This window comes from Streptomyces sp. NPDC039736 (genome assembly GCF_055596485.1).
Map to the genome: position 1 here is coordinate 394,040 of NZ_JBVIUQ010000003.1, position 22,710 is coordinate 416,749.

General features: G+C 71.9%; 20 protein-coding genes. 12 read left to right on the top strand and 8 right to left on the bottom strand.

Features of this window, described 5'->3' with window-relative positions; translation table 11 throughout:
• The first annotated feature begins 15 nt into the window (after nucleotides 1-15).
• On the top strand, nucleotides 16-936 hold the full coding sequence (locus tag ACZ56L_RS11210; RefSeq protein ID WP_471063829.1) for an alpha/beta fold hydrolase: 921 nt from the start codon (nucleotides 16-18) through the stop codon (nucleotides 934-936).
• A gap of 384 nt (nucleotides 937-1,320) precedes the next feature.
• Entirely contained in the window at nucleotides 1,321-1,512 is a 192-nt protein-coding gene (locus ACZ56L_RS11215) for a helix-turn-helix domain-containing protein (RefSeq protein WP_471063313.1), read from the top strand.
• 69 nt (nucleotides 1,513-1,581) lie between these two features.
• Here ACZ56L_RS11215 and ACZ56L_RS11220 read toward each other — a convergent pair whose 3' ends face one another.
• The 4 genes from ACZ56L_RS11220 to ACZ56L_RS11235 form a co-directional block, all read right to left on the bottom strand.
• Entirely contained in the window at nucleotides 1,582-1,878 is a 297-nt protein-coding gene (locus ACZ56L_RS11220; protein ID WP_345227840.1) for a DUF5133 domain-containing protein, read from the bottom strand.
• Nucleotides 1,879-2,220: 342 nt separating this feature from the next.
• Nucleotides 2,221-3,117, bottom strand: coding sequence for a SigB/SigF/SigG family RNA polymerase sigma factor (locus tag ACZ56L_RS11225; RefSeq protein WP_345227838.1), 897 nt, complete (start codon nucleotides 3,115-3,117; stop codon nucleotides 2,221-2,223).
• A gap of 182 nt (nucleotides 3,118-3,299) precedes the next feature.
• Nucleotides 3,300-5,294: a discoidin domain-containing protein gene (locus tag ACZ56L_RS11230; protein WP_471063316.1), complete on the bottom strand. Its 1,995-nt coding sequence runs from the start codon at nucleotides 5,292-5,294 to the stop codon at nucleotides 3,300-3,302.
• Between the two features lie 283 nt (nucleotides 5,295-5,577).
• Nucleotides 5,578-6,729 (bottom strand): ROK family transcriptional regulator, encoded by a 1,152-nt coding sequence (locus ACZ56L_RS11235; protein WP_468687069.1) that lies wholly within the window; start codon nucleotides 6,727-6,729, stop codon nucleotides 5,578-5,580.
• 125 nt (nucleotides 6,730-6,854) lie between these two features.
• Between ACZ56L_RS11235 and ACZ56L_RS11240 the strand changes: the two genes are divergently transcribed.
• From ACZ56L_RS11240 to ACZ56L_RS11255, 4 genes are all read left to right on the top strand, one after another.
• Nucleotides 6,855-8,123: a Gfo/Idh/MocA family protein gene (locus ACZ56L_RS11240; protein ID WP_471063318.1), complete on the top strand. Its 1,269-nt coding sequence runs from the start codon at nucleotides 6,855-6,857 to the stop codon at nucleotides 8,121-8,123.
• 80 nt (nucleotides 8,124-8,203) lie between these two features.
• Nucleotides 8,204-9,475, top strand: a complete 1,272-nt coding sequence (locus tag ACZ56L_RS11245) for an ABC transporter substrate-binding protein (RefSeq protein ID WP_471063320.1) — start codon at nucleotides 8,204-8,206, stop codon at nucleotides 9,473-9,475.
• A 4-nt stretch (nucleotides 9,476-9,479) separates the two neighbouring features.
• Entirely contained in the window at nucleotides 9,480-10,460 is a 981-nt protein-coding gene (locus ACZ56L_RS11250; protein ID WP_471063322.1) for a carbohydrate ABC transporter permease, read from the top strand.
• Complete coding sequence (locus ACZ56L_RS11255; protein ID WP_345227822.1) at nucleotides 10,457-11,359, top strand: carbohydrate ABC transporter permease; 903 nt, start codon at nucleotides 10,457-10,459, stop codon at nucleotides 11,357-11,359. Before ACZ56L_RS11250 ends, ACZ56L_RS11255 begins: the two co-directional genes overlap by 4 nt.
• A gap of 9 nt (nucleotides 11,360-11,368) precedes the next feature.
• Here the strand turns inward: ACZ56L_RS11255 and ACZ56L_RS11260 are convergent, their stop codons facing one another.
• Both ACZ56L_RS11260 and ACZ56L_RS11265 read right to left on the bottom strand, forming a co-directional pair.
• Nucleotides 11,369-12,199: an alpha/beta fold hydrolase gene (locus ACZ56L_RS11260; protein WP_468687078.1), complete on the bottom strand. Its 831-nt coding sequence runs from the start codon at nucleotides 12,197-12,199 to the stop codon at nucleotides 11,369-11,371.
• A gap of 87 nt (nucleotides 12,200-12,286) precedes the next feature.
• Nucleotides 12,287-12,868, bottom strand: a complete 582-nt coding sequence (locus tag ACZ56L_RS11265) for a DinB family protein (protein ID WP_401763895.1) — start codon at nucleotides 12,866-12,868, stop codon at nucleotides 12,287-12,289.
• Between the two features lie 219 nt (nucleotides 12,869-13,087).
• On the opposite strand from ACZ56L_RS11265, the gene ACZ56L_RS11270 reads away from it, so the two are divergent.
• Nucleotides 13,088-14,656 carry an aldehyde dehydrogenase (NADP(+)) gene (locus ACZ56L_RS11270; RefSeq protein ID WP_471063325.1) on the top strand — a complete coding sequence of 523 codons (1,569 nt, stop codon included), beginning with the start codon at nucleotides 13,088-13,090 and terminating at the stop codon, nucleotides 14,654-14,656.
• Between the two features lie 4 nt (nucleotides 14,657-14,660).
• On the opposite strand, the gene ACZ56L_RS11275 is transcribed toward ACZ56L_RS11270, so the two are convergent.
• Both ACZ56L_RS11275 and ACZ56L_RS11280 read right to left on the bottom strand, forming a co-directional pair.
• Nucleotides 14,661-15,530: an SMP-30/gluconolactonase/LRE family protein gene (locus ACZ56L_RS11275; RefSeq protein ID WP_471063327.1), complete on the bottom strand. Its 870-nt coding sequence runs from the start codon at nucleotides 15,528-15,530 to the stop codon at nucleotides 14,661-14,663.
• Nucleotides 15,527-16,300 carry an IclR family transcriptional regulator gene (locus ACZ56L_RS11280; RefSeq protein ID WP_468687086.1) on the bottom strand — a complete coding sequence of 258 codons (774 nt, stop codon included), beginning with the start codon at nucleotides 16,298-16,300 and terminating at the stop codon, nucleotides 15,527-15,529. The genes ACZ56L_RS11275 and ACZ56L_RS11280 overlap by 4 nt, the downstream gene beginning before the upstream one ends.
• Nucleotides 16,301-16,554: 254 nt before the next feature.
• Between ACZ56L_RS11280 and ACZ56L_RS11285 the strand changes: the two genes are divergently transcribed.
• From ACZ56L_RS11285 to mmsA, 5 genes are all read left to right on the top strand, one after another.
• Nucleotides 16,555-17,709, top strand: coding sequence for a mandelate racemase/muconate lactonizing enzyme family protein (locus ACZ56L_RS11285; RefSeq protein ID WP_471063329.1), 1,155 nt, complete (start codon nucleotides 16,555-16,557; stop codon nucleotides 17,707-17,709).
• The gene (locus tag ACZ56L_RS11290; RefSeq protein WP_401763886.1) at nucleotides 17,706-18,734 is read left to right on the top strand and encodes a zinc-dependent alcohol dehydrogenase; all 1,029 of its coding nucleotides are present in this window, start codon (nucleotides 17,706-17,708) and stop codon (nucleotides 18,732-18,734) included. Before ACZ56L_RS11285 ends, ACZ56L_RS11290 begins: the two co-directional genes overlap by 4 nt.
• 243 nt (nucleotides 18,735-18,977) lie before the next feature.
• Nucleotides 18,978-19,979: a hypothetical protein gene (locus tag ACZ56L_RS11295; RefSeq protein WP_345227799.1), complete on the top strand. Its 1,002-nt coding sequence runs from the start codon at nucleotides 18,978-18,980 to the stop codon at nucleotides 19,977-19,979.
• A gap of 4 nt (nucleotides 19,980-19,983) precedes the next feature.
• Nucleotides 19,984-21,108: a multiple monosaccharide ABC transporter substrate-binding protein gene (gene chvE, locus ACZ56L_RS11300; RefSeq protein WP_471063331.1), complete on the top strand. Its 1,125-nt coding sequence runs from the start codon at nucleotides 19,984-19,986 to the stop codon at nucleotides 21,106-21,108.
• A gap of 32 nt (nucleotides 21,109-21,140) precedes the next feature.
• The gene (mmsA, locus tag ACZ56L_RS11305) at nucleotides 21,141-22,703 is read left to right on the top strand and encodes a multiple monosaccharide ABC transporter ATP-binding protein (RefSeq protein WP_401764104.1); all 1,563 of its coding nucleotides are present in this window, start codon (nucleotides 21,141-21,143) and stop codon (nucleotides 22,701-22,703) included.
• Nucleotides 22,704-22,710 lie beyond the last annotated feature (7 nt).

Here is a 22,710-nt window from a genome sequence, read left to right on the forward strand (position 1 = left end):
GTGCGGTACTTCGAGGTGGCGTGGGACGGCGCGGAGGCCCGGGGGCTGCCCGTGGCGAGCGCCCCGTACTCCCGCTTCGCCGCCCCCGACGGCACCCGGCTCGCCTACCGCGTCGTCGGCGGCGGTACGGACGGCCCGGCGGCCCCCGTCGTCTGCCTGCCCGGCGGCCCCCTGCACGACTCCCGCTACCTCGGGGACCTCGGCGGTCTCGCGGAGGCGTCCGGGCGGCGGCTGCTGTTCCTCGACTTCCGCGGCAGCGGCGGCTCCGACGTCCCGGCCGACCCCGGCTCGTACCGCTGTGACCGACTCGTCGAGGACGTCGAGGCGCTGCGCGTCCACCTGGGCCTGCCCGCGCTCGACCTGCTCGGGCACTCCGCCGGGGCGAACGTCGCCGTGCAGTACGCGGCCCGCCACCCCGACCGCCTGGCCCGGCTGGTGCTGATCACCCCGAGCACCCGGGCGGTCGGCATCGAGGTCCCGGACGCGATGCGGCGCGCGGGCGCGGACCTGCGCCAGGGCGAGGACTGGTATCCGCAGGCCTCGGCCGCGCTGAGCGCCATCGCGGCGGGCGAGGCGACGGCGGAGAACTTCGCGGCGGTCACGCCGTTCTTCTGGGGCCGCTGGGACGAGGCGGCCCGGGCGCGCACCGCCGAGTGGCAGGCACAGAACACCAACCCGGACTCCGGCCGCTCCTTCGGCGCGCAGGGCGCTTTCGACCCGGAGGCGACACGGGCGGCGCTCGCCCGACTCGCCGTCTCGGTGGGCCTGTTGGCGGGCGAGTACGACCTGAACAGTCCGCCTGGGTCGACGGAGGAGTTCGCGGGCCTGTTCCCGAACGCCGACACGACCTGCCGGGTGCAGGCGGGGGCGGGGCATTACCCGTGGCTGGACGACCCGAAGGCGTTCACGCGGGCCGTGGCGGACCTCCTGCGCTGAAGCCCGCCGCCCCGGGCGCTGCTCACCGGCCGCCCCGGGCCCGTGTCCCGCGATGATCCGAACGTAATTCGATTTTCCGGTCCTTCAGTCCCTTTCGGGCCCTTCAGTCCCCCGCAGGTGCCCGGGTCCGGGCGTCCGGGCGCCGCCCCCTGTCCACCGATCGGTGGACAGGGGGTTCCCTCCTCGGGTCGCCACCGGCCGCGCCCCGGCCCCGACACGATGCACCCATGACTCCACGCAGGACTCCGCACCGGCTCGAAGAGGCTGTTAGCGTAAGGGACTTGACCAAGCGGTACGGCCGCACGACGGTCGTCGACGGCCTGGACCTGGACAATCGCGCACGACGAGGCCCTCACCCTCGCCCTGAGCCCCGCCGTCGTCCTCATGGACCTGCGCATGCCCGGCAGCGGGGTGACCGCCACCGCCCGGATCAGCGCCGGGGAACCGGCCGGCCGGGTCCTCAGCGAGGCGACGGTCAAGACCCATCTGCTGCGCGTCTTCGGCGAGCTGGAGGTGGACGACCGCACGGCGGCGGTGATGGCGGCGGGCCGGGGGCTGCTCGCCCCGGAGGAGTAGCCCCCGGGGCGAGCAGCCTTCAGGCTCTGGCGCCCGTGCCGGGTCCGGCACGGGCGCCGCTGCCCGGGATCAGGCAGCCAGGTCCGCCTGGGAGACCTTCTGCGCGCTCTGCGCGTTCTGCGCGGGGAGCGTGACGGTGGAGTCCGGCGTCTCGACGGCCCGTGCGCAGCACGTGCGGGCCAGCAGGGCGTCGGCCGACGCCAGGGCGGCCTCGATCGTCTTCGTCGAGGTCATCACGCACAGCGTGTACGTGACGTCGTCCAGCGCCTGCCGGGACTCCGGTGTCGGGTTCTGGGCGTGGGCGAACCGGGTCTCCGCGTAGCGCGTGAGGAGTGTGCGCAGCACCTTCGGGTCGGGCACCAGCATGTAAGGGTTCCCCTTCTCTTGTCCTGTTGAGTTTTGTGCACCTGTGTCGTGTGCGTCGGGTACTTCTCTGTTCGGCGTTCTTGGTGCGGGTCGCGGCATGCATCGCATGCGTCGCGTGCGTCAGGTGGTGGCACGTCTACGCCGGGTACGCGTGCTCTTGGTGCGACTTCCCCTCTTTCACGTGCGCCACACCGGCCGGTTTGCGCCAGAGTGTGTCGCCCGCGGCACGCACGGTGAACAGAGATTACGCAGAAGACCCGTCAAGTACCCGTGAGTTAACCTTTGGCCTCCGCCGGACGGTCGTCGTCGGACAGCCTTCGTCGGACAGCCGGTGGGCCGCTCTCAGGCGGTGGTCAGCATGCCGGTGCGGAGCTGGCCGAGGATGCGGGTCAGCAGACGCGAGACCTGCATCTGGGAGATGCCGAGCACCTCGCCGATCTCGGCCTGGGTGAGCTCCTGGCCGAAGCGCATCGAGAGGATGCGGCGGTCGCGGTCGGAGAGCTGGGCGAGCAGCGGGGCCAGCGTGTGCAGGTCCTCGAAGAGTTCCATGCCCGGGTCGACCGCGCCGAAGAAGTCGGCGTACGAGACGGCGGACTTGGCGTTGTTGTCGTTGCCGGTCTCGGCGGGGAGGTCCAGGGAGCCGGCCGTGTACCCGTTGGCGGCGACCAGGCCGTCGGTGACCTCGGCCTCGGTGAGCTCCAGGAGTTCGGCGAGCTCGGCGACGGTGGGGTCCCGGTCCAGGACGGTCGCGAGCTGCTCCTTGGCCTTGGCCAGTTCGGTACGCAGTTCCTGGAGGCGGCGGGGCACGTGCACGGCCCAGGTGGTGTCGCGGAAGAAGCGCTTGATCTCGCCGGTGATGTAGGGGATCGCGAAGGAGGTGAACTCGACTTCGCGGGTGAGGTCGAACCGGTCTATCGCCTTGATCAGACCGATCGTTCCGACCTGGATGATGTCCTCCAGGTCGCCGCTCCCCCGGTTGCGGAAGCGGCGCGCGGCGAACTTCACCAGCGAGAGGTTCATCTCGATGAGGGTGTTGCGCGCGTACTGGTACTCGTGCGTGCCCTCCTCCAGCTCCTGCAGCCGGTCGAGGAACAGCTTGGAGAGCTGGCGCGCGTCCTTGGGGGCGACGGCGGTGGGGTGCGCGATGTGCGGGAGCCCGGCGGGACGGACCGGCTCTTGGGACTGCGAACCGATGTCGGCCGGGGCCACGACGGCAGTGGTGGTGGGGGCTGACAGCATCACAGTTCCTCCTTGAGTCACGGTCGTCTCCTCACCGAGCCTTGCCCGCGAACGCGTGTTCACTCTCGGCAGAGGCAATCTTTCTTCGACATATTTTCACCAAAGCCTTTCGAGGGGTGGAGAGTGCGGGCCGGGGCCGGGGAGCGCCGAGTGGGAGGCACGGATGCCGAGTCGACGCCGCGTCAGCTCACCGTCAGCTCGTTCAGGGCGACATTGCCCCACTGGGTGTTCGCCGCCTTGACCACCAGGCGGACCCGGGAGGCGGTGACGGGGGCGGGAAGGGCGAGCGTACGGCGTTCGACGGTGGCGGTGTTGCTGTTCCAGGTGACCGCGGCGTCCGTGAGGCGGGTCGTCCAGGCGGAGCCGTCCCAGGTCTGCACGTCGACCCTGGTGAAGCCCTGCCCCTGGCCGAAGTGGGTGGCGAGGGTGACGGAGTGGACCGTGCGGGCGGTGTGGTGGTCGACGGTGACGGTCCCGGGCAGGACGGCGGGGTCGGCGCTGCCCCAACTGGTGGCCTCGCTGCCGTCGACGACGGCGGCGATCGAGCCCTGTCCGGTGCCGAGGGTGGTGGTCGCGGTCGGCGCGGGCAGGCTGCCGGCCGCGCTCTGTACCGCGCCGATGTCCCCGGGAGTACGGAGGACCGCACCCAGAATGTCCCGGCCGCCGTTGCCGGGGACCGCGACGGCGGTGCCGATCGCGGCGGAGCCGGACAGCGGAACGTACCCGGTGAGATCCGTGCGGGAGGTGGCGGTGCCGGGGGCGGTCAGCTTCGGGGCGCCCGTGACGGCGGCCGGGTCCGGCGGGACGGGGCCGCCCGCGTAGAGGTTGTTGCGGTAGGTGATGCCCGCCGTGTCGTAGGGCAGCTTCGCCTGGTTGACGATGAGGTTGTTGCGGAAGGTGACGTTCTTCGGGTTGTGGTAGACCTGCGCGATCTTGTGGAGGGGGCGGGCGGAGGTCGGGGCCGGGGCGACGTAGACCGTGTTGTGGTAGATGTCGACGCCGTCGGTGTTGGTCGAGAAGGTGAAGATCTCGTTGCCGTCGAACTGGCTGATGTTGTGCCGGATGACGGCGCTGGCCGGGGCGGTGCCGAGCGAGACGGAGATGAAGAAGCCGCCGCCGTTGTCGTGGCTGTAGTTGTACTGGATCAGGCTGTCGTGGCTGGAGGCGTCGGCGTCGAAGGCGGTGCAGTCCAGGCCCCGGCCGCCGTATCTCGCTCCGTACACCTCGTTGAACTGGACCGTGGTGCGGTCCGCCCCGGACCACCAGATGCCGACGTTGGTGGTCGTCGAGGTGGGGCGGGCGACGGTGTTGTACTCGATGAGGGTGTCGGCGACCTGGTTGGGGTTGATGCCGCCCGAACCGACGTCGTGGACGTAGTTGTCGCGGATGACCAGGCCGGTGCTGGGGGTGAAGGGCCCGTACTCGGCGGCGGGGATGTTCAGTTCGCCCCAGAGCTCGTTCCAGCCCTCGCGGCGCATCCAGGTGGACCAGGTGGTGATGCCGTACGCCTTGGTGTCGGCTATCTCGTTGTTCTCGATGCGCATGCCGGTGAAGTAGGTGGGGGTGGTGTTGCCCCGGACGTTCACCAGGATGCCGGCGGAGCCGATGTTGCCCTTGCCGACCTGGGCGATGCCGTCCATGCCGTGGACGTGGAGGTTGCGCAGGGTGATGCCGGGGACGGGGCCGATGTCCTTGGCGCGGACCTCGACGCCGGTGCGCCAGGTGGTGCCACCGGTGCCGTTGGTGACTTCGAGGCCGTCGAGGGTCCAGTGGGAGAGGTTGTGGAGGAGTACGGCGGAGGGGACGGTGGCGTTTCCGGCGATGACGGGCTTGCGGCCGGTGCCGTAGGAGGTGGCGGTGACGGGGGCGCCGGCGGTGCCGGAGCCGCGGGGGGCGAACTGGCCGGTCCAGGTGCGGTCGGCGGCGAAGCGGAGGGTGTCGCCGGGGAGGAAGGTGTGCTGGTTGGCACGGGTGAGGGTGCGCCAGGGGGTGGTGGGGGTGGTGCCGTTCGCGGTGTCGGAGCCGGACTCGGAGTCGAGGTAGTAGGTGGTGCCGGGGCCGGCGGCGGGTGCGGGCCCGGTGGGGCGGTCGGGCAGTGCGGCGGAGGCGGTGCCGGGGGCGGCGAGGGCGAGGGTGGCGCCGACGGTGAGGCCGAGGAAGGTGCGGCGGGTGGGCACGGGGGCTCCTTGAGGGGTACGGGGCGGGGCCGGGCTTCTGGGGAGGGGCGGTCCGGCGGGGAGGCTGGGCGGGGGGGCGTCCCGGTGGGCCGGGAACGGGAGGGGCCGCCCCCTTGCCCACTCGTTCCGCCCCTTCCGGGGCGGCCCCGTCGCCAGACGGGACAGAGGAAGAGGAAGGGGAGGACAGCCCCGTCGCGCAGGGGAGCCGGGTGGGGCAGGGGTACAAGGGTGGGATGAGGATTGAAAAGGTGTTTGCATATATGGCCCTCTTCGGGGCCGCGCGTCAAGAGGCCGGACGAGGCAAAGGTGTGTCGAAGTCGTAGAGGAGCGCGTCCACTTGGTCCAGCGCGTGCCGGACCGCCCCCAGCGTGACCGCCCGTTCGGCGAGCGCCGAGACCTCCAGCCGGGGAGGTTCCAGGCACAGGGGGTCCAGGTGCCGGCGCAGCGGCTCCAGCAGCACGTCCCCCGAGCGGGACACCCCGCCGCCCAGCACCACCAGGTCCGGATCCACGGTCAGGACCAGCGCCGCGATCCCCTCCGCCAGGTCGTGCGCGTACTGCTCGACCGCCCAGCGCGCCGCCGGGTCCCCCTCCCTGGCCCGCCCGAAGACATGCCCGGCGATCTCCTCGGGGCGGGTCCCCGGCGGCAGCCCCTGGCAGCCCGCCAGGTGGGACGGGGCCCGGTGCCAGCCCACCAGCGGCAGCGCCCCGATCTCCCCCGCCGTGCCCCGGCGTCCGCGGTGGATGCGCCCGCCGATGAGCATCCCGGCCCCGGTCCGCACCCCGGAGAGGACGAAGACCAGGTCGGACACGTCCTGGGCCAGTCCGGTCCAACTCTCGGCCAGCGCTGCCAGGTTGCAGTCGTTCTCGACCAGGACCGGGCAGTCGAAGCCGCCGCCGAGTTCGCCGGCGAGGTCGACGCCCACCCAGTCCGGCAGCCCCACGCACATGCGCACCACGCCCTCGGCCGTCACCACCCCCGTGGTGCCGACGCAGACGGCCGCGATCCCGCCCGCCCCGAGCCCGGCCTCCTCCAGGGCCTCCCGCATCACCGCCCGGGTCGCCGCCAGCCGCTCCGCGCGCCCGCAGTCGGCCGCCACCGGCCGGGTGCGCGAGGCCGCCGCCGCTCCCGACAGATCGGCGACCTGCGCGCGCACGCTGTACGAGCCGATGTCCACGCCGAGCACATGGCTGCCCGCGGCGTGGAAGGCCACCAGCCTGGCCGGACGGCCCATCTGCCCCGCCTCCGGGGGAAGTTCCCGCAACCAGCCCGCCGCCAGCAGCTCCTCCACCAGGCTCTCCACGGTGGGCCGGGACAGCCCGACCCGCCGGGCCAGCTCGGTGAGGCTGGTCGGCCCGCCGTCCCGGACGGTGCGCAGCGTCGTGACCAGGTTGATCCGGCGCAGTCGGGAGGTGTCGCCTCCGTGCTGTGTCAAAACGTCACCGTCGTTCCCTTGACAGAGTCTGTACGGACAAATAAAAACAGTCTTCATTAGTAACTGGCAAGCATCTCCCCTGCCGGTGAAGCGAGTTCGGCGACGGGCTCTTCGGAAGGACTTCCATGGTCACACTCGCCGTCATCGGCGCCGGACTGCGCGGGCAGAGTTATGCCCGGCGCGCCCTGGAGACCGGGCGGGCCACGGTGGTCGCGGTGGCCGAGCCCGATCCCGTACGCCGTCGGACGATGGCCGAGGAACACGGCGTACCACCGGAGCGGACGTTCGCGCACTGGCGCGAACTGCTCGCCGGGGAACGCCTCGCGGACGCGGCGATCGTCTCCACGCAGGACCGCATGCACCGCGAACCCGCGGTGCGGGCGGCCGAGTTGGGGTACGACATCCTGCTGGAGAAGCCGATGGCGCACAGCGAGGAGGAGGCGCACGCCATCGCCGGGGCCGCCGCGCGGGCCGGGGTGCTGCTCGCCGTCTGCCACGTCATGCGCTACACCCCGTACACCGCGGCCCTCAAGGAGATCGTGGACGCGGGCCGGATCGGGCAGGTCGTGAACATCCAGCACCTGGAGCAGATCGGCTGGTGGCACCAGGCACACTCGTTCGTACGGGGCAACTGGAGCCGTGAGGACGAGTCGGCCCCGATGCTGCTGGCCAAGGCCTGTCACGACCTGGACTGGATCACGTACATCAAGGGCGAACTGCCCGCACGGGTCAGCTCGTTCGGGGCGCTGACGCACTTCAGGCCCGAGCACCGGCCCGCGGGCGCCGCGGACTCCTGCCCGTCCTGCCCGGTCGAGCGGAGCTGCGCCTACTCCGCCAAGCGCCTCTACCTGGGGTGTCTGGGCGATCCCGACAAGGAGTTCTGGCCGCTGTCGGCGGTGACCGGGGCGCGTACCGAGGCGGGCGTGCTGGCCGCGCTGGCGGACAGCCCGTACGGCAGGTGCGCCTACGCCGGCGGGAACGACGTCCTGGACAACCAGGTGGTGAGCCTGGAGTTCGCCGATGGCACGAACGCGACGTGCACGGTGACGGCGTTCGCCGCGCTGGAGCACCGCAAGACGCGGATCTTCGGCACGCTCGGCTCGGTGGAGGGCGACGGGGTGACCCTGCGGCTGCACGACTTCCTCACGGACACGGTGACGGTCGTCGGGACCGGCTCCGGTGCGAACGCGTCGGCGGCGGCGGGGCACGGCGGCGGCGACGCCACGATGTTCGACGCGTTCGTGGCCGCGGTGGACAAGCAGGACCCGAGCCTGGTCCTGAGCAGCGGTGACGAAAGCCTCGCCACGCACCGGGTGGTGTGGGCGGCGGAGCGCGCGCGGCACACGGGCACGGTGGTGACGCTCGACGCGCCGACCGGCCCCCTCTCCCCCTGAGCCCCCTGAATCCTCTCGGCCCTCTCTTCCCCGTCCGAAGTCCTTGCAGTCCCGAAGACGCGATGAAAGGCACTACCACCATGCGCAAGCTGACGACCGTCCTGACCGTGGGCGCACTCGCCCTGAGCGTGGGCGCCTGCGGCAAGAAGAACGGCGGCGGCGACAGCGCTTCCGCGGGCAAGGAACTGGTCTACCGCTCCTCCTGGGGTGCGGACGAGCCGCAGGGCAAGGCCATCAAGACGCTCTTCGACGACTTCGCGAAGGAGACCGGCGCCGAGGTCGACGTGAAGTTCGTGGGCCGCAAGGGCAACGACAACCTCGCCACGGAGATGGCGGCGGGGCAGGGCCCGGACCTGTTCGACACCTCCACCGACACCATCGACCGGTTCGCGGCGCAGAACCTGGCCGCACCGCTCGACGACGTACTGAAGAAGCAGGTGCCCGGGGAGTCGAAGCCGGTGTCGCAGGTGCTGTCGAAGGCGGTGCGGGGCGCGTCCAGTACGGACAAGGGCCTGGCCTTCGTTCCGCACACCGTCATCTCCACCGCCGTGTGGTTCGACGCGAGCAGGCACCCGGTGAAGACGCCGAAGAGCTGGGAGGAGTTCGTCGCGTACCTGGACACGGCGAAGCAGGCGGGGCGTACGCCGATCGGGCAGGACGGCACGATCAACTTCTACAACGTGTACTGGTTCTACAGCGCGCTGGTACGGGCGAACGGCGAGGGCAGCATGAAGGCGCTCGCCACCGACCCGGCCGCCTGGGACCGGCCGGAAGTGCTGGAGGCGGCGAAGAAGGTGGAGCGGCTCGCGCGGGGCGGGTACTTCCAGAAGGACTTCATGGCGACCAAGTTCCCGGCCGCCCAGGACGGCTGGGCGCAGGGGCAGTACGACCTGAACCTCAACGGGACGTGGCTCGCGGGCGAGACGAAGCCCAAGCTGGCCGCCGGCGCCGAGGTGACGTCCTTCCAGCTCCCGGTCGGCGGCGCGGAGTCGGTGGAGGTCGGCACGCTCGGCTGGGGGGTGAACGCGAAGGGCCGCAACCCGGAGACGGCGAAGGAGTTCCTCGCCTTCGCGCTGAAGAAGGAGTACGCGCAGGCGATGTCGCGGAGCGCGTTGAGCATCCCCGCCCGCGAGGACGTGCCCGCGCCCGCCCACCTGGCCGGGATACAGCAGGACGTGACGCGGGCCAAGGCCACGCACCGGACGTACGACGGGGCGGCCGCCGACCAGAAGTGGTGGAACGACGTGTTCCTGCCGATCGACGACAAGCTGGTGTCGGGGAAGTCGGACGCGGCGGCGTTCGTCGAGGAGGGCAAGGCCGCGACGGCCGCCCACCTGAAGAACAAGGGCTGACGCGATGGGGACGACCACGGTGGCCCCCGGCCCGGTCGGCGAGGCGGAAAGCCCGGTTCCGGCCGCGCCGGCACCGTACGGGGCGAAGCGCGGGAAGCTCCGCCCCGCCCGGGAGCGCGCCTTCTGGCCCTTCCTCCTGCCGGCGCTGCTCGGCTACAGCGTGCTGTTCGTGCTGCCCGCGCTGTACGGGTTCTGGGTCAGCCTGAACAGGTGGGCGGGCCCGGGTTCCGCGATGGAGTGGAAGGGGTTCGGGAACTACGCGGCGCTGCTGGAGAACGAGGCGTTCCGCACCTCCTTCGTCAACACCTTCGTACTGGCGCTGGGCGGCGGCCTCGCGGTCTTCGCCTTCACCTTCCTGTCCATGGTGGTGCTGCGGCAGGCCAAGGGACGCGGCTTCATCCGGTCCGTGGTCTTCCTGCCGATGATCATCTCGCTGATCGCGGTGGGCGCGGCCATCGGCTTCCTGCTCAATCCGGACGGTGCGGTCAACACCGTCTTCGACCGGCTGGGGCTCGATCCGCAGCCGTGGCTGGGCCCGGACATGGTGTTCCGGTGTGTGATCGGCGGGCTCGTCTGGTCGAGCACGGGCTTCTACGTGGCGCTGATGATGTCGGCGGCGGACTCCATCCCGCCCCACCTCTACGAGGACGCCAAGCTGGTCGGGGCGACGCGGTGGGAGCAGTTCCGCCACATCACCCTGCCGCTGACCTGGGACGTCTTCGCGGTGTGCGCGGTGCTCTGGGTGGTCAACAGCCTGAAGGTGTTCGAGATCGTGATCGCCTTCACGACGGCCGGCACGCCCGGCAGTCCGCCGCTCCAGGCGCGGACGGTGGCGGTGCAGCAGTTCCTGTCGGTCACCAACAACGGCGGTGCTCCGGACCTGGGGTCGGCGGCGGCGATGGGCGTCTTCGTACTGGTCGTGACGGTGGTGCTGGTGTGGCTGACCCGTCGGATCACCCGGCGCGAACGAGTGGAGTTGTCATGAGTACGACCGTGACGGACCGGGACCCGTGGACCCCGCGCAGGCTGTTCGGCGACCTCCTCGTCCCCCGGGCCACGACGCTCGCCCTGTGGGCCTGGGTGGTGTTCAACCTGGCGCTGGTGGGATGGGTGGGGGTGCAGTCGCTCAAGGAGTCGGGCGAGGTGTGGATCTCGCCGTTCGGCTTTCCGGACAGCCCGCGGTGGAGCAATTACTCCACCGCGTGGAAGGCGGCGGGCTTCTCCTCCGCCGCCCTCAACAGCACGGTCCTCACCCTGCTCGGCGCCTTCCTGATCGTGGCCCTCGCGGCCCCGGCCGCCTATGTGCTCGCCCGCTCGACGCGCCGGGTCGCCGGGCCGCTGACCGGCTACTTCGCGATGGGCATGAGCATCCCGTTGCAGACGGTCGTCATCCCGATCGTGGTCATCAAGCTGTCGGTCAGCAGCTTCATGACCGACTGGGTGACGGGCTGGTGGGACAACCGCATCACGCTCCTGGTCTTCCAGGTCGTGCTGTCCCTCCCCTTCACGGTCTTCGTCCTGACCGGCTACCTCCGCTCGCTCCCCTCGGAGATCGAGGAGGCCGCGGAACTGGACGGCGCGGGCCCGCTGCGCGCCTTCCTCCAGGTCGTCCTGCCCCTGGCGAAACCGGCCATGACGACGGTCCTCGTCCTGAACGTCATCGGCCTCTGGAACGAGACGCTCCTCGCCCTCCTCATCACCCCGCTCCCGGAGGAACGGACGCTGCCCGCGGCGCTGTTGAGTCTGTACGGCAGCATGCAGTACAGCTCGGACTGGGGGGCGCTGTTCGCCGGGATCACGATCCTGGTGTACCCGATGATCGTGCTGTACCTGTGGCTGGGACGGCGGATCGTGGAGGGGATGACGGCGGGCATCGGCAAGTAGGAGCACCCCTCATCCGGTGCGGGGCGCGCGGTCTCCCACCGTGCGCAGGAAGTCCAGCAGGGCAGCGTTGAACCGAACCGGCTGCTCCGCGCCCGGGAGGTGCCCCGCGTCGTCGATGACGGTGAGGGTCGCGTGCGGGACCAGCCGGTGGATCTCCTGGGCCGTGGCGACCGGCGTGTAGACGTCGTCCGCGCCGACCAGGATCAGGGTGGGGACGGTGACGCCGGGAAGGGTCTCCCGGTAGTCGGGGCGTTCGGCGCGGCCCCGCAGGGCGGCGGCCGCGCCGCGGGGGTCGGTGGTGCGCATCATGGTCAACACGCTTTCCGCGAGAGCGGGTTGGGCCGTGACGTTGTACGGGGCGAGCATCTTGTCGATGACCTCGTCGGCGTAGCCCGCCATGCCTTCGGCCAGCAGGCGGTCGGCGAGAGCGTTGCGGAACGCCTTGCCCTCGTCGGTCTCGGCGGGGGCCGAGGTGTCGGAGAGGACCAGTCCGCGCACCCGCCGCGGGTGCCTGCGGTGGAACTCCATCGCGATCTGGCCGCCCATCGACACTCCCCCGACCACCGCACCGGGCAGGCCCAGGTGGTCGAGGAGGGCCACGAGGTCGTCGGCGAAGGCGGAGAGGTGCGTCGCGGGCGCGTCGGCGGGGAGCGGACTGTCGCCGTAACCGCGCAGGTCGGGAGTGAGAACCCGGTGGCCGTGCGCCACCAGTTCGCGCACCTGCGGGGCCCAGAGCGTGCGGTTGAAGGGGTGACCGTGGACGAGGAGGACCGGGAGGCCGTCCTCGGGACCGTGGTCGTCGTAGTGGAGGGTGGCGTTCTGGACCTCGTGGGTGCGCATGGGCACACGATACGAGCCTGATCACCGATGGCGGGAGGGGGAAGCGGTGCGGGTGCGGAGGAGCCCGGAAGGCCCCTCCGCCAGTGCTCAGGGGCCCGTCACCCCGTCGATGCGTTCCCTGATCAGGTCGGCGTGGCCGTTGTGGCGGGCGTACTCCTCGATCATGTGGACCAGGATCCAGCGCAGCGACACCGTGTCGCTCCCGGCCATCGCCGCCTCCGCCGCGGTGAGGCGGCCGGGGGCGTCGAGGGGGGCCGCGGCGGAGAGGGCCCGGTTGCGGTCGACCGTCGCGCGCCAGGCGTCGAGCGCTTCGGTGATGCCGCCGCGCGCGCCGGGCCCGCCGGCCTCCCCGGTGCCGGTCCGCGCGCTGTCGCCCTCCTCCGCGTCGAGTGCGAAGCCGCCGTCCCGGCGCACGAGGTCACCGAGGTCGACCGCCTCGCCCGCGAAGACCTCCTGGAACCAGTGCCGTTCCACCCCCTCCAGGTGCCGGACCAGCCCGAGCAGCGTCATGGAGGACGGCGGCACGGAGGCGGTCCGTATCTGCTCGTCGTCCAGTCCCCGGCACTTCAGGGCCAGCGTCGCACGATGGAAGTCCAGCCAGCTCTCCAGCATGGTGCGTTCGTCCGCGTGCGGCGGGGGGACCGGTCGGCCGTCGGGCATCGTGTTCATGGACCTCACTGTGGCACGGGGGTCCGACAACGCCCCGGGAGCGCGCGCACGGCACGGACCGCCCCGGTCCGCAAGGTCCGCGGAGGCCGCCCGCACCCGTGGCGCCCCCGTCCCTTGACCGGCCTTCTCCGCCGTGCCTAATCTGCCGGGACCACCCCAACATCCGACATTGTGAACGCCGTTCGAGATATCGGATATGTAGTGCGAGGAGAGGCCACCGTGTCAGCAATACCCGCAGGGCCCGCGTCCAGCTCCCGGGCGCGTGCGGTCTGGAGCGTCGACCCCCGGACCGACGAACGGCGCGAGCAGGTCGGGACGGAGGCCACGCCCGAGACCGTCGACGCGGCGGTCCGGGCCGCGCACGACGCCCGCCCGGCCCTCGCGGACCGGGGCGTGCGGGCCGCCTTCCTCCGCACCGTCGCCGAGGAACTGGAGCAGGCACGCGCGGAACTGGTGGCGGCGGCCGACGCGGAGACCGCGCTCGGCGACGTACGGCTGAACGGCGAACTCACCCGCACCTGCTACCAGTTGCGGTCCTTCGCCGACGCCGTCGACGAGGGTTCGTTCCTCGACGTCATCATCAGCCATCCGGACGCCGACGCCACCCCGCCCGTCCCCGACCTGCGCCGCTACAAGATTCCGCTCGGCGTCGTCGCCGTCTACGCGGCCTCCAACTTCCCCTTCGCCTTCTCGGTGGCCGGCGGCGACACCGCGAGCGCCTTCGCGGCGGGCTGTCCGGTCGTGGTCAAGGCCCACCCCGACCACCCCGCGACCTCCGAGCTGACCGCCGCCGCCGTGCGCCGGGCCGCGGCCGCGCACAAGGTCCCGGAGGGTGTGCTCGGGCTCGTGCACGGCTTCGACGCCGGGGTCGCGCTGGTCGAGCACCCGTTGGTCGCCGCCGCCGGTTTCACCGGTTCGGTACGGGGCGGACGTGCCCTCTTCGACGCGGCGGCCGCCCGGCCCGTGCCCATCCCCTTCCATGGTGAACTGGGCTCGCTCAACCCGGTGCTGGTCACCGAGGCGGCCGCCGCCGAGCGGCCCGAGGAGATCGGCGCGGGACTGGCCGGGTCCATGACCATGGGGGTGGGCCAGTTCTGCGTGAAGCCGGGGCTCGTCCTGGCCCCGGCGGGCGCGGCGGGCGACCGGCTGGTCACGGCGCTCGGGCAGTCGCTGGGCGAGGCGGGCGCGGGCGTGATGCTGGACCACCGGATGCGTGAGAACTTCGTGGCGGGTGTGGCCGAGCGCGCGCAGCTGCCCGACGTGGAGTCCCCGGTCCGGCCCGGCCCCGGGCCGGACGCCCACACCGTCGGCCCCGGCTTCCTCACCGTGCCCGCCGCCGCCCTCGCCCGGGACGGGAGTGCGCACGCCCTGCTCCTGGAGGAGTGCTTCGGCCCGGTGACCGTCGTCGCCCGCTACACGGACGCCGCCGAGGCAGAGGCCCTGCTCGCCCGGCTTCCCGGCAACCTCACCGCCACCGTCCACGTCTCCGCCCCGGAGGCGGCGGGCGCCGAGGGCGACCCGGGCCTCCTCGCCCGGCTGACCCCGCTGGCGGGCCGGGTCCTGGTCAACGCCTGGCCCACGGGCGTCGCCGTGGCCCCCGCCCAGCACCACGGCGGCCCCTACCCGGCCACCACCTCGACCTCCACCTCGGTCGGCACCACGGCCGCCGAGCGGTGGCTGCGCCCGGTCACGTACCAGAACACCCCGGACGCCCTCCTCCCCCCGGAGCTCCGCGAGTCCAACCCTCTGGGCCTGCCGCGCGTGGTGGACGGCCGCAGGGAGGGCTGAGCGCTCACCCGCCGAAGGCCGGGGACGGCAGTCCCCGGCCCGCGTCCGGCAGGACGAGCAGCGAGCCCGCCAGCGGGTGTGCGGGACGCCGGGCGGAGCGGGCGGTGGTGACGTAGAGGTCGCGCAGGTCCGGGCCGCCGAAGGCGCAGGCCGTGGGGCGGGGCACGGGGAGGCGGACCGTGCGGTCGAGGCGGCCGTCGGGGGTGTAGCGGCGGAGCTGGCCGCCGTCCCAGAGGGCGACCCAGACGCAGCCCTCGGCGTCGACGGTGAGGCCGTCGGGGAATCCGGCGCCGGGTTCGATCTCGACGAACGGCCGCCGGTTGACGGGGAGGTGGTCCGCCACGTCGCACACGTCGACGCGCAGGGTGGGGCTGTCCACGTAGTAGACGCGGGGGCTCAGCGGGCACCAGCCGATGCCGTTGCTGACGGTCACGGAGGGGAAGAGCGCGGTGGGTTCGGCGGTGGCGGCGTCGACGCGGACCAGGTGCCCGCCGCCGGGCGCCTCGTCGTAGCGCATGGTGCCGGCCCAGAGGGAGCCGTCCGGGGCGACCGCCGCGTCGTTGCCGCGCCGGCCGGGCACGGGATCGTGCAGGAGCCAGCGGAAGGTCCCGTCGGGGCCGTAACTCCCCACGCCGTCCCGGAGGTTGACGACCAGCCCGCCGTCGGTGGTCGGCTTCGCGGCGCCCACGTGCTGCTCGGTGGCCATGACGGTGCGGCGGCCGGTGCCGGGGGCGTAGGTGTGGACGCGGGAGCCGAGGATGTCGACCCAGATCAGCCGGCCGGCGGCCGGGTCCCAGGTGGGGCCCTCGCCGAGTACCGCGTGTTCGCGTACCGCGACCTCCACGCGGGAGCCCCCTTCCGTACGCGGCCTCATGCGGGACGGCCCCGGTGGCCGAGCCGCAGCGAGAGGTCGGCGGCGCCCTTGGCGGCCAACTCGGCCAGCTCCGCCCCGCGTTGCTCGGTCCAGCGGATCATCGGGACGGACACCGACAGTGCGGCGACCACCCGTCCGGTGCTGTCGCGCACCGGGGCGGCGACGCAGCTCACGTCGGGGTTGGACTCGCGGTGCTCGGTGGCCAGGCCGCGCGCGCGGATCGCGGCGAGGGCCTGTTGGAGCGCTGCGGGGTCGGTGATGCTGTGCGGGGTCATCGCGACGAGTTCCCGGCCGTCGACGCGGGAGCGCAGTTCGGCCTCGGGCAGGGAGGCGAGCAGCATCTTGCCGACGGCGGTGCAGTGCGCGGGGAGCTTGCGGCCCGCGGCGGAGACCATGCGGACCGCGTGGGTGGAGTCGACCTTCGCGATGTAGATGACGTCGGTGTCTTCGAGCACGGCGACGTGCACGGTCTCGTCACAGGTCTCGGCGACCTCGCGGGCCACCCGCCGGCCCTCGGCCGCGAGGTCGAGCTGCTCGGCGTACCGGCTGCCCAACTGGTGGGTGCGCACGCCCAGTCGGTAGCGGCCCGGCTGCTCGGGGACGGTCACCAGGTAGTTGCGGGCGGCGAGGGTGGTGACGAGTTCGTGGACGGTGGTGCGGGGCAGGTTCAGCCTGCGGGTGATGTCGGGGGCGGAGAGCGTGCCGTCGCCCTCCAGGAACAGTTCGAGTATGTCCAGTGCTCTGGTCACTGCGGGAACATGGCGCCCCATGGCCGTCCACCCACTCTCCGCGTCTTGAGTGTTCGAGATTCCGGCCGCTGACCGGTATGACGAACGCACAGTAGCCCCGGGGGCCGCGGCGGGCAATGGCCGGGCGGCGTCTCCGGGGTTTCCCGCGCCACCCATTGACACCTTCCGGGCCGCTGGCTACGGTCACGCCAACATTTCGAACGTGTGTCGAAATATCGAACATCCCAGACGTTCCCTCTCCGGCTCGGAGCCCCGGCTCAGAAGGAGCAACTTCCGTGCGCATCACGGGCATCACCACCCATGTCGTCGGGACCCCCTGGCGCAACCTCACCTACGTCCTCGTGCACACCGACGAGGGCCTCACCGGCATCGGCGAGACCCGGATGCTCGGGCACACCGACGCCCTGATCGGCTATCTGAACGAGGCCGCCCCCCACCACGTCGTCGGCGCGGACCCCTTCGACACCGAGGCCCTGGTGCGCCGGATGAAGTACGGCGACTACGGCCGGGCCGGCGAGATCGTCATGTCCGGCATCGCGTGCGTCGAGATGGCCTGCTGGGACATCAAGGGCAAGGCGCTCGGCGTCCCGGTCTGGCAGTTGCTCGGCGGAAAGGTCACCGACCGCGTCAAGGCGTACGCCAACGGCTGGTACACCACCGAGCGCACCCCGGAGGCGTACCACAAGGCGGCGCGCGGGGTGATGGAGCGCGGCTACCGCGCCCTGAAGATCGACCCGTTCGGGACCGGGCACCTCGAACTCGACGCCGAGCAGAGCCGGTACGCGGTCTCGCTGATCGAGGCGGTACGGGACGCGATCGGCCCGGACGCCGAGCTCATGCTGGAGATGCACGGCCGCTTCAGCCCGTCCACGGCGGTGCGCCTCGCCAGGGAGATGGCCCCCTTCCGGCCCGCGTGGCTGGAGGAGCCGGTGCCGCCGGAGAACCTCAAGGCGCTCCAGAAGGTCGCCGCGAAGGTGGACATGCCGATCGCGACGGGCGAGCGCATCCACGACCGCATCGAGTTCCGCGAACTGTTCGAGTCGCAGGCCGCCGACATCATCCAGCCGGACCTGGGCCACATCGGCGGCATCGCGGAGACCCGCAAGCTGGCCGCGACCGCCGAGACGCACTACACGCTGATCGCCCCGCACAACGTCGGCGGCCCGGTCCTGACGGCGGCCTCCCTCCAGGTCGGCTTCACCACCCCGAACTTCAAGGTCCTGGAACACTTCAACGACTTCGCCGACGCCGAGATCAAGAAGGTCGTCAGGGGTGCTCCGCGGGTGGACCCGGAAACGGGCTGCTTCGAGATCTCGTACGCCCCCGGGCTCGGCGTGGAGCTGGACGTGGACGCGGCGGCCGAGTTCCCGCAGCAGCAGGCGCGGTTCGACCTGTGGGCCGAGGGCTGGGAGAAGAGGGCGCCCAAGTGAGCCCCAAAGCTGCCCGCAGCCGCTCCGTCGTCGTCGACCGGCCGGGGGAGCACCGCCTGGTGGCAGGCGAGCTGCCGGAGCCCGGTCCCGGCGAGGTGCTGATCGAGGTCGCCGCCGCCGGGCTCTGCCTGAGCGACCGCGAGGTGTACGACGGCCACCGCGACCCCGGCTTCGTGCGCTATCCGCTGGTGCCGGGGCACGAGTGGTCCGGCACCGTGGCGGCGGTCGGGCCCGGCGTCGACCCCGCGCTGACCGGCCGCCGGACCGTGGCCGAGGGGTTCAGGTCCTGCGGTGCGTGCGAGCGCTGCCGGTGCGGCGAGACGAGCCTGTGCACCAGCGGGTACGCGGAGACCGGCTTCACCGAGCCGGGGGCCTTCGCCGACCACCTCACCGTGCCCGCGCGGCTGCTGCACCTGCTGGCGGACGACGCCGACCTGCGCGCGGCGGCCCTCCTGGAGCCCGCCGCGGTCGTCGCGGCAGCCGTACGGTGCGGCCGGCCGGGCCCCGGCGGGCGGATCGCGGTGGTGGGCGCGGGCACCCTCGGGCTGCTCGCCGTACAACTGCTCGCGGCGTTCTCGCCCGCGGAGCTGACGGTGGTCGACCCCCGGGCCCCGCGCGGCGAGCAGGCGCGGAGGTTCGGCGCGACGCGGGCGCTGACGCCGGACGAAGCCCGGTCGGCGTACGGGCACTTCGACCTGGTGGTCGAGACGGCGGGCGCGCCGACCACGGCCGCCGAGTCCTGTCTGCTGGCCCGGCGGGGCGGGCGGGTGGTGCTCACGGGGATGTTCGCGCCGGGTGCGGCGGGGATCGACCCGGTGCACCTCTCGCTGAGCCAGTTGGAGGTGCGCAGTGTGTTCGGAGCGCCGTCGTCGGCCTGGTCGCAGGCGGTGCGGGCGTTCGGGCTCGGGCTGCTGGATCCGGGGCCGCTGATCACGCACGAGTTCCCGCTGGAGCGGTTCGGGGAGGCGATCGCGCTGGTGGGCGGGGGCGACCCCGCGACCGGGAAGGTGCTGCTGAGGCCGTAGCGCCGCCGGGCCGCCGGGCCGCCGACCGCGCGGGGGCACGCCTGCCCGCCGCCCCTGCGGTCCCCTTCAGGGCACCCCGCCCCCCAATTGCCCCCTGCACGATCGCTTCACGCCGTCCGCATCCCTTCCTCGGCGCTCCGGGGCTACTCTCCGCCCCATGCCTCGCTTCGGCAGTGCCTCGTGACCACTTCCCCGACCGTTGTTCGACATCCCGAACGCTACTTACGGAGCACCATGCCCCCTGTGCCCCCCGCAACCGACTCCCCCCGCCGCCCCGGCGCCCACGCGCTCGCCCGGATAGGGCATCCCTTCCCCGCCGTCGACCCCGCCGACGCCTCCCCGCACGCCTTCCCCGACGGCGGCACCTGGCGCACCGAGATCCCCTCGGTCGAGGGGCCCGAAGCGCTCGCCGCCGTGCTGAAGGAGAGCGCCGCCCTGGACGTTCCGGTGCACCGGATCAGCCAGGGGTCCGGCGTCTGGATGCTCACCGACGCCGAGATCACCGAGATGGCCGAGGCGTGCGCGGCGCGCGGCATCGAGCTGTGCCTGTTCACCGGCCCGCGCGGCACCTGGGACATCGGCGGCTCCACCCGCAGCGACTCCGGCGGCGGCGGACTGCGCGCCCGGGGCCACGACGCGCTCGCCGGATGCGTCGAGGACGCCGTACGGGCGACGGAGCTGGGGGTGCGCTGCCTGCTCGTCGCCGACGAGGGCGTGCTGTGGAGCCTGCACCGGATGCGCGCCGCCTCGGTCCTGCCCGCCGACGTCACCTTCAAGCTGTCCGCGCTGACCGGCCCGGTCAACCCCGCGTCGTACGCCGTCTACGAGCAGCTCGGCGCGGACTCCCTCAACGTGCCCTCCGACCTCACCCTCGGCCATCTCACCGAGATCCGCCGGGTCAGCGCCGCGCCCATGGACATGTACGTCGAGGCGCCGGACGACCTCGGCGGCTACGTCCGGATGTACGAGGTCGCCGAGCTGATCCGGCGCGGCGCTCCGCTCTACCTGAAGTTCGGGCTCAGCCGCTCCCCCGGCATCTACCCTTACGGCGCGCAGCTCCGGGACACCGCGCTCGCCTCGGCGCGCGAACGCGTCCGGCGCGGGCGGCTGGTGCTCGACCTGCTGGCCCGGCACGGCGCCGACGGCGGGATGTCGCCGCTGGGCGCACGGCTGCCGGGGGCGCTGCGCCGGTTCACCGCGCCGGGCGGGCCCGTCGACGCAACCCTCTCGTCAGAGGAGAAGTAGCCATATGCGCAACAACCGCACCACAGGACCCCTCATCTCCTTCGCCCTCGCCGCCCTCCTGCTCAGCACGGTCACCGCCTGCGGCCAGGAGGCGCGGGGCGGCAGCCGCTACCGGCCGGACACCGGCAAGGGCGGCACGATCGGGCTCGCGATGCCCACCAAGGCGTCCGAACGCTGGATCGCCGACGGCCAGAACATGGCGAAGCAGTTCCAGAAGGCCGGCTACCGGACCGACCTCCAGTACGGCGACAACAAGGTCGAGAACCAGATCGCCCAGCTCGAGAACATGATCACCAAGGGGCGCAAGCTGCTGGTGGTCGCCGCGATCGACGGCTCGGCGCTGACCGAGGTGCTCCAGCGCGCACACGACGCGGGCATTCCCGTGATCAGCTACGACCGGCTCATCCTGGGCACCCCGAACGTCGACTACTACGCGTCCTTCGACAACGAGCGGGTCGGCGAGCTGATGGCCACCTACATCGTCGGCAAGCTGAAGCTGGGCGCCCCGTCGAAGGACCCGGACGCGAAGAAGCACAACATCGAGCTCTTCGCGGGCTCCCCCAACGACAACAACACCAAGTACTTCTGGAACGGGGCCCTGAAGGTCCTCCAGCCGTACCTGACGAGTGGTCAGCTCGTGGTCCGCAGCGGCCAGACGAAGATGAACCAGGCCACCACCCTGGACTGGGACGGCGGCACCGCCCAGAAGCGGATGGACGACCTGATCAGCAAGAACTACGGCGACCAGCGCGTGGACGCGGTGCTCTCCCCCTACGACGGCATCTCGATCGGCATCATCTCCGCCCTCAAGAGCGCCGGTTACGGTACGAGGAGCCAGCCGCTGCCCGTGGTGACCGGGCAGGACGCGGAACTGGCGTCGGTCAAGTCCATCATCGGCGGCGAGCAGACGCAGACCGTCTACAAGGACACCCGCAAGCTGGCCGCGCAGGCGGTCGCCATGAGCGACGCCGTACTGAACGGCAAGAAACCGCAGGTCAACAACACCACCGACTACGACAACGGCAAGAAGGTCGTGCCGTCGTACCTGCTGAAGCCGGTGAGCATCGACAAGTCGAACACGCAACTCCTGGTGGACGAGGGGTACTTCACGGCGGGACAGCTCCGGTGAAGGCTCCGGCGGCGGCCCGTCCCGTGCTGGAGATGCGCGGCATCACCAAGACCTTCCCCGGCGTCACGGCCCTCTCCGAGGTCAGCCTGACCGTCCGCGACGCCGAGATCCACGCGATCTGCGGCGAGAACGGCGCCGGGAAGTCGACCCTGATGAAGGTGCTGAGCGGGGTCCACCCGCACGGCTCCTACGAGGGCGAGATCCTCTTCGAGGGCGAGCCGGTGGCGTTCAGGGACATCCGAGCCAGCGAGCAGCGCGGCATCGTGATCATCCACCAGGAGCTGGCTCTCGTCCCCCATCTCTCGATCGCCGAGAACATCTTCCTCGGCAATGAGCAGACCGGCGGCGGACGGCGGTTCCTCAAGCGGGGCTTCGTCGACTGGAACGACACCCTGCGCCGCGCGGGCGTCCTGCTCAAGCGGGTGGGCCTGCCCGACAAGCCGCAGACCCCGATCGCCGACATCGGCGTGGGCAAGCAGCAGCTCGTGGAGATCGCGAAGGCGCTCGCCAAGGAGGTGAGGCTGCTCATCCTCGACGAGCCGACGGCGGCGCTGAACGACGAGGACAGCGCGAAGCTGCTCGACCTGATCCTGGAGCTGCGCGAGCAGGGCATCGCCTGCATCGTCATCTCCCACAAGCTGGGCGAGATCCGCCGCATCGCCGACACGGTGACGGTGCTGCGCGACGGCCGCACCATCGAGTCCCTGACGGTACGTCAGTCCATCGGCTCAGCCGCCGAGTTGGCCGAGGACCGGATCATCCGCTCGATGGTCGGCCGGGACCTGGACCACCGCTTCCCCGAGCGCAGCACGTACCGGGGCGAGGACGCGGGCAGCACCGCGCTGGCCGTCAGCGGCTGGACCGTCCGCCACCCGGTGGACCAGCAGCGCCTCGTGGTCGACGACGTCTCCCTGACCGTCCGGCGGGGCGAGATCGTCGGCATCGCGGGCCTGATGGGCGCGGGCCGCACCGAACTGGCCATGTCGGTCTTCGGGCGCTCCTACGGGCGTTACGTCGCCGGGCGCGTCGAGGTCGGGGGCCGGGAGGCCGACGTACGCACCGTTCCGGCGGCGATCGGGGCGGGCCTGGCGTACGTCACCGAGGACCGCAAGCAGTACGGCCTCAACCTCATCGACAACATCAACCGCAACATCTCCCTGGCCTCCCTGCCCGGGATGCGGCGGCGCGGCGTGGTCGACGAGCACCACGAGCGGCAGGTCGCCGAGGGCTACCGCCGTTCCATGAACATCAAGTCCCCCACGGTCTTCGAGCAGGTCGGGCGGCTGTCCGGCGGCAATCAGCAGAAGGTGGTGCTGAGCCGCTGGATCCACGCCGACCCCGAGGTGCTGATCCTGGACGAGCCGACGCGCGGGATCGACGTCGGCGCGAAGTTCGAGATCTACACGGTGATCGACCGGCTCGCGGCAGCGGGCAAGGCGGTCCTGTTCATCTCCTCGGAGCTGCCGGAACTCCTCGGCATGTGCGACCGGATCTACACGATGGCCGAGGGCCGGCTGACCGGCGAGGTGTCCCGCGCGGACGCCACCCAGGAAACGCTGATGCGCCACATGACGCAGACGAAGAATCGGAGCTGAGGCCCGC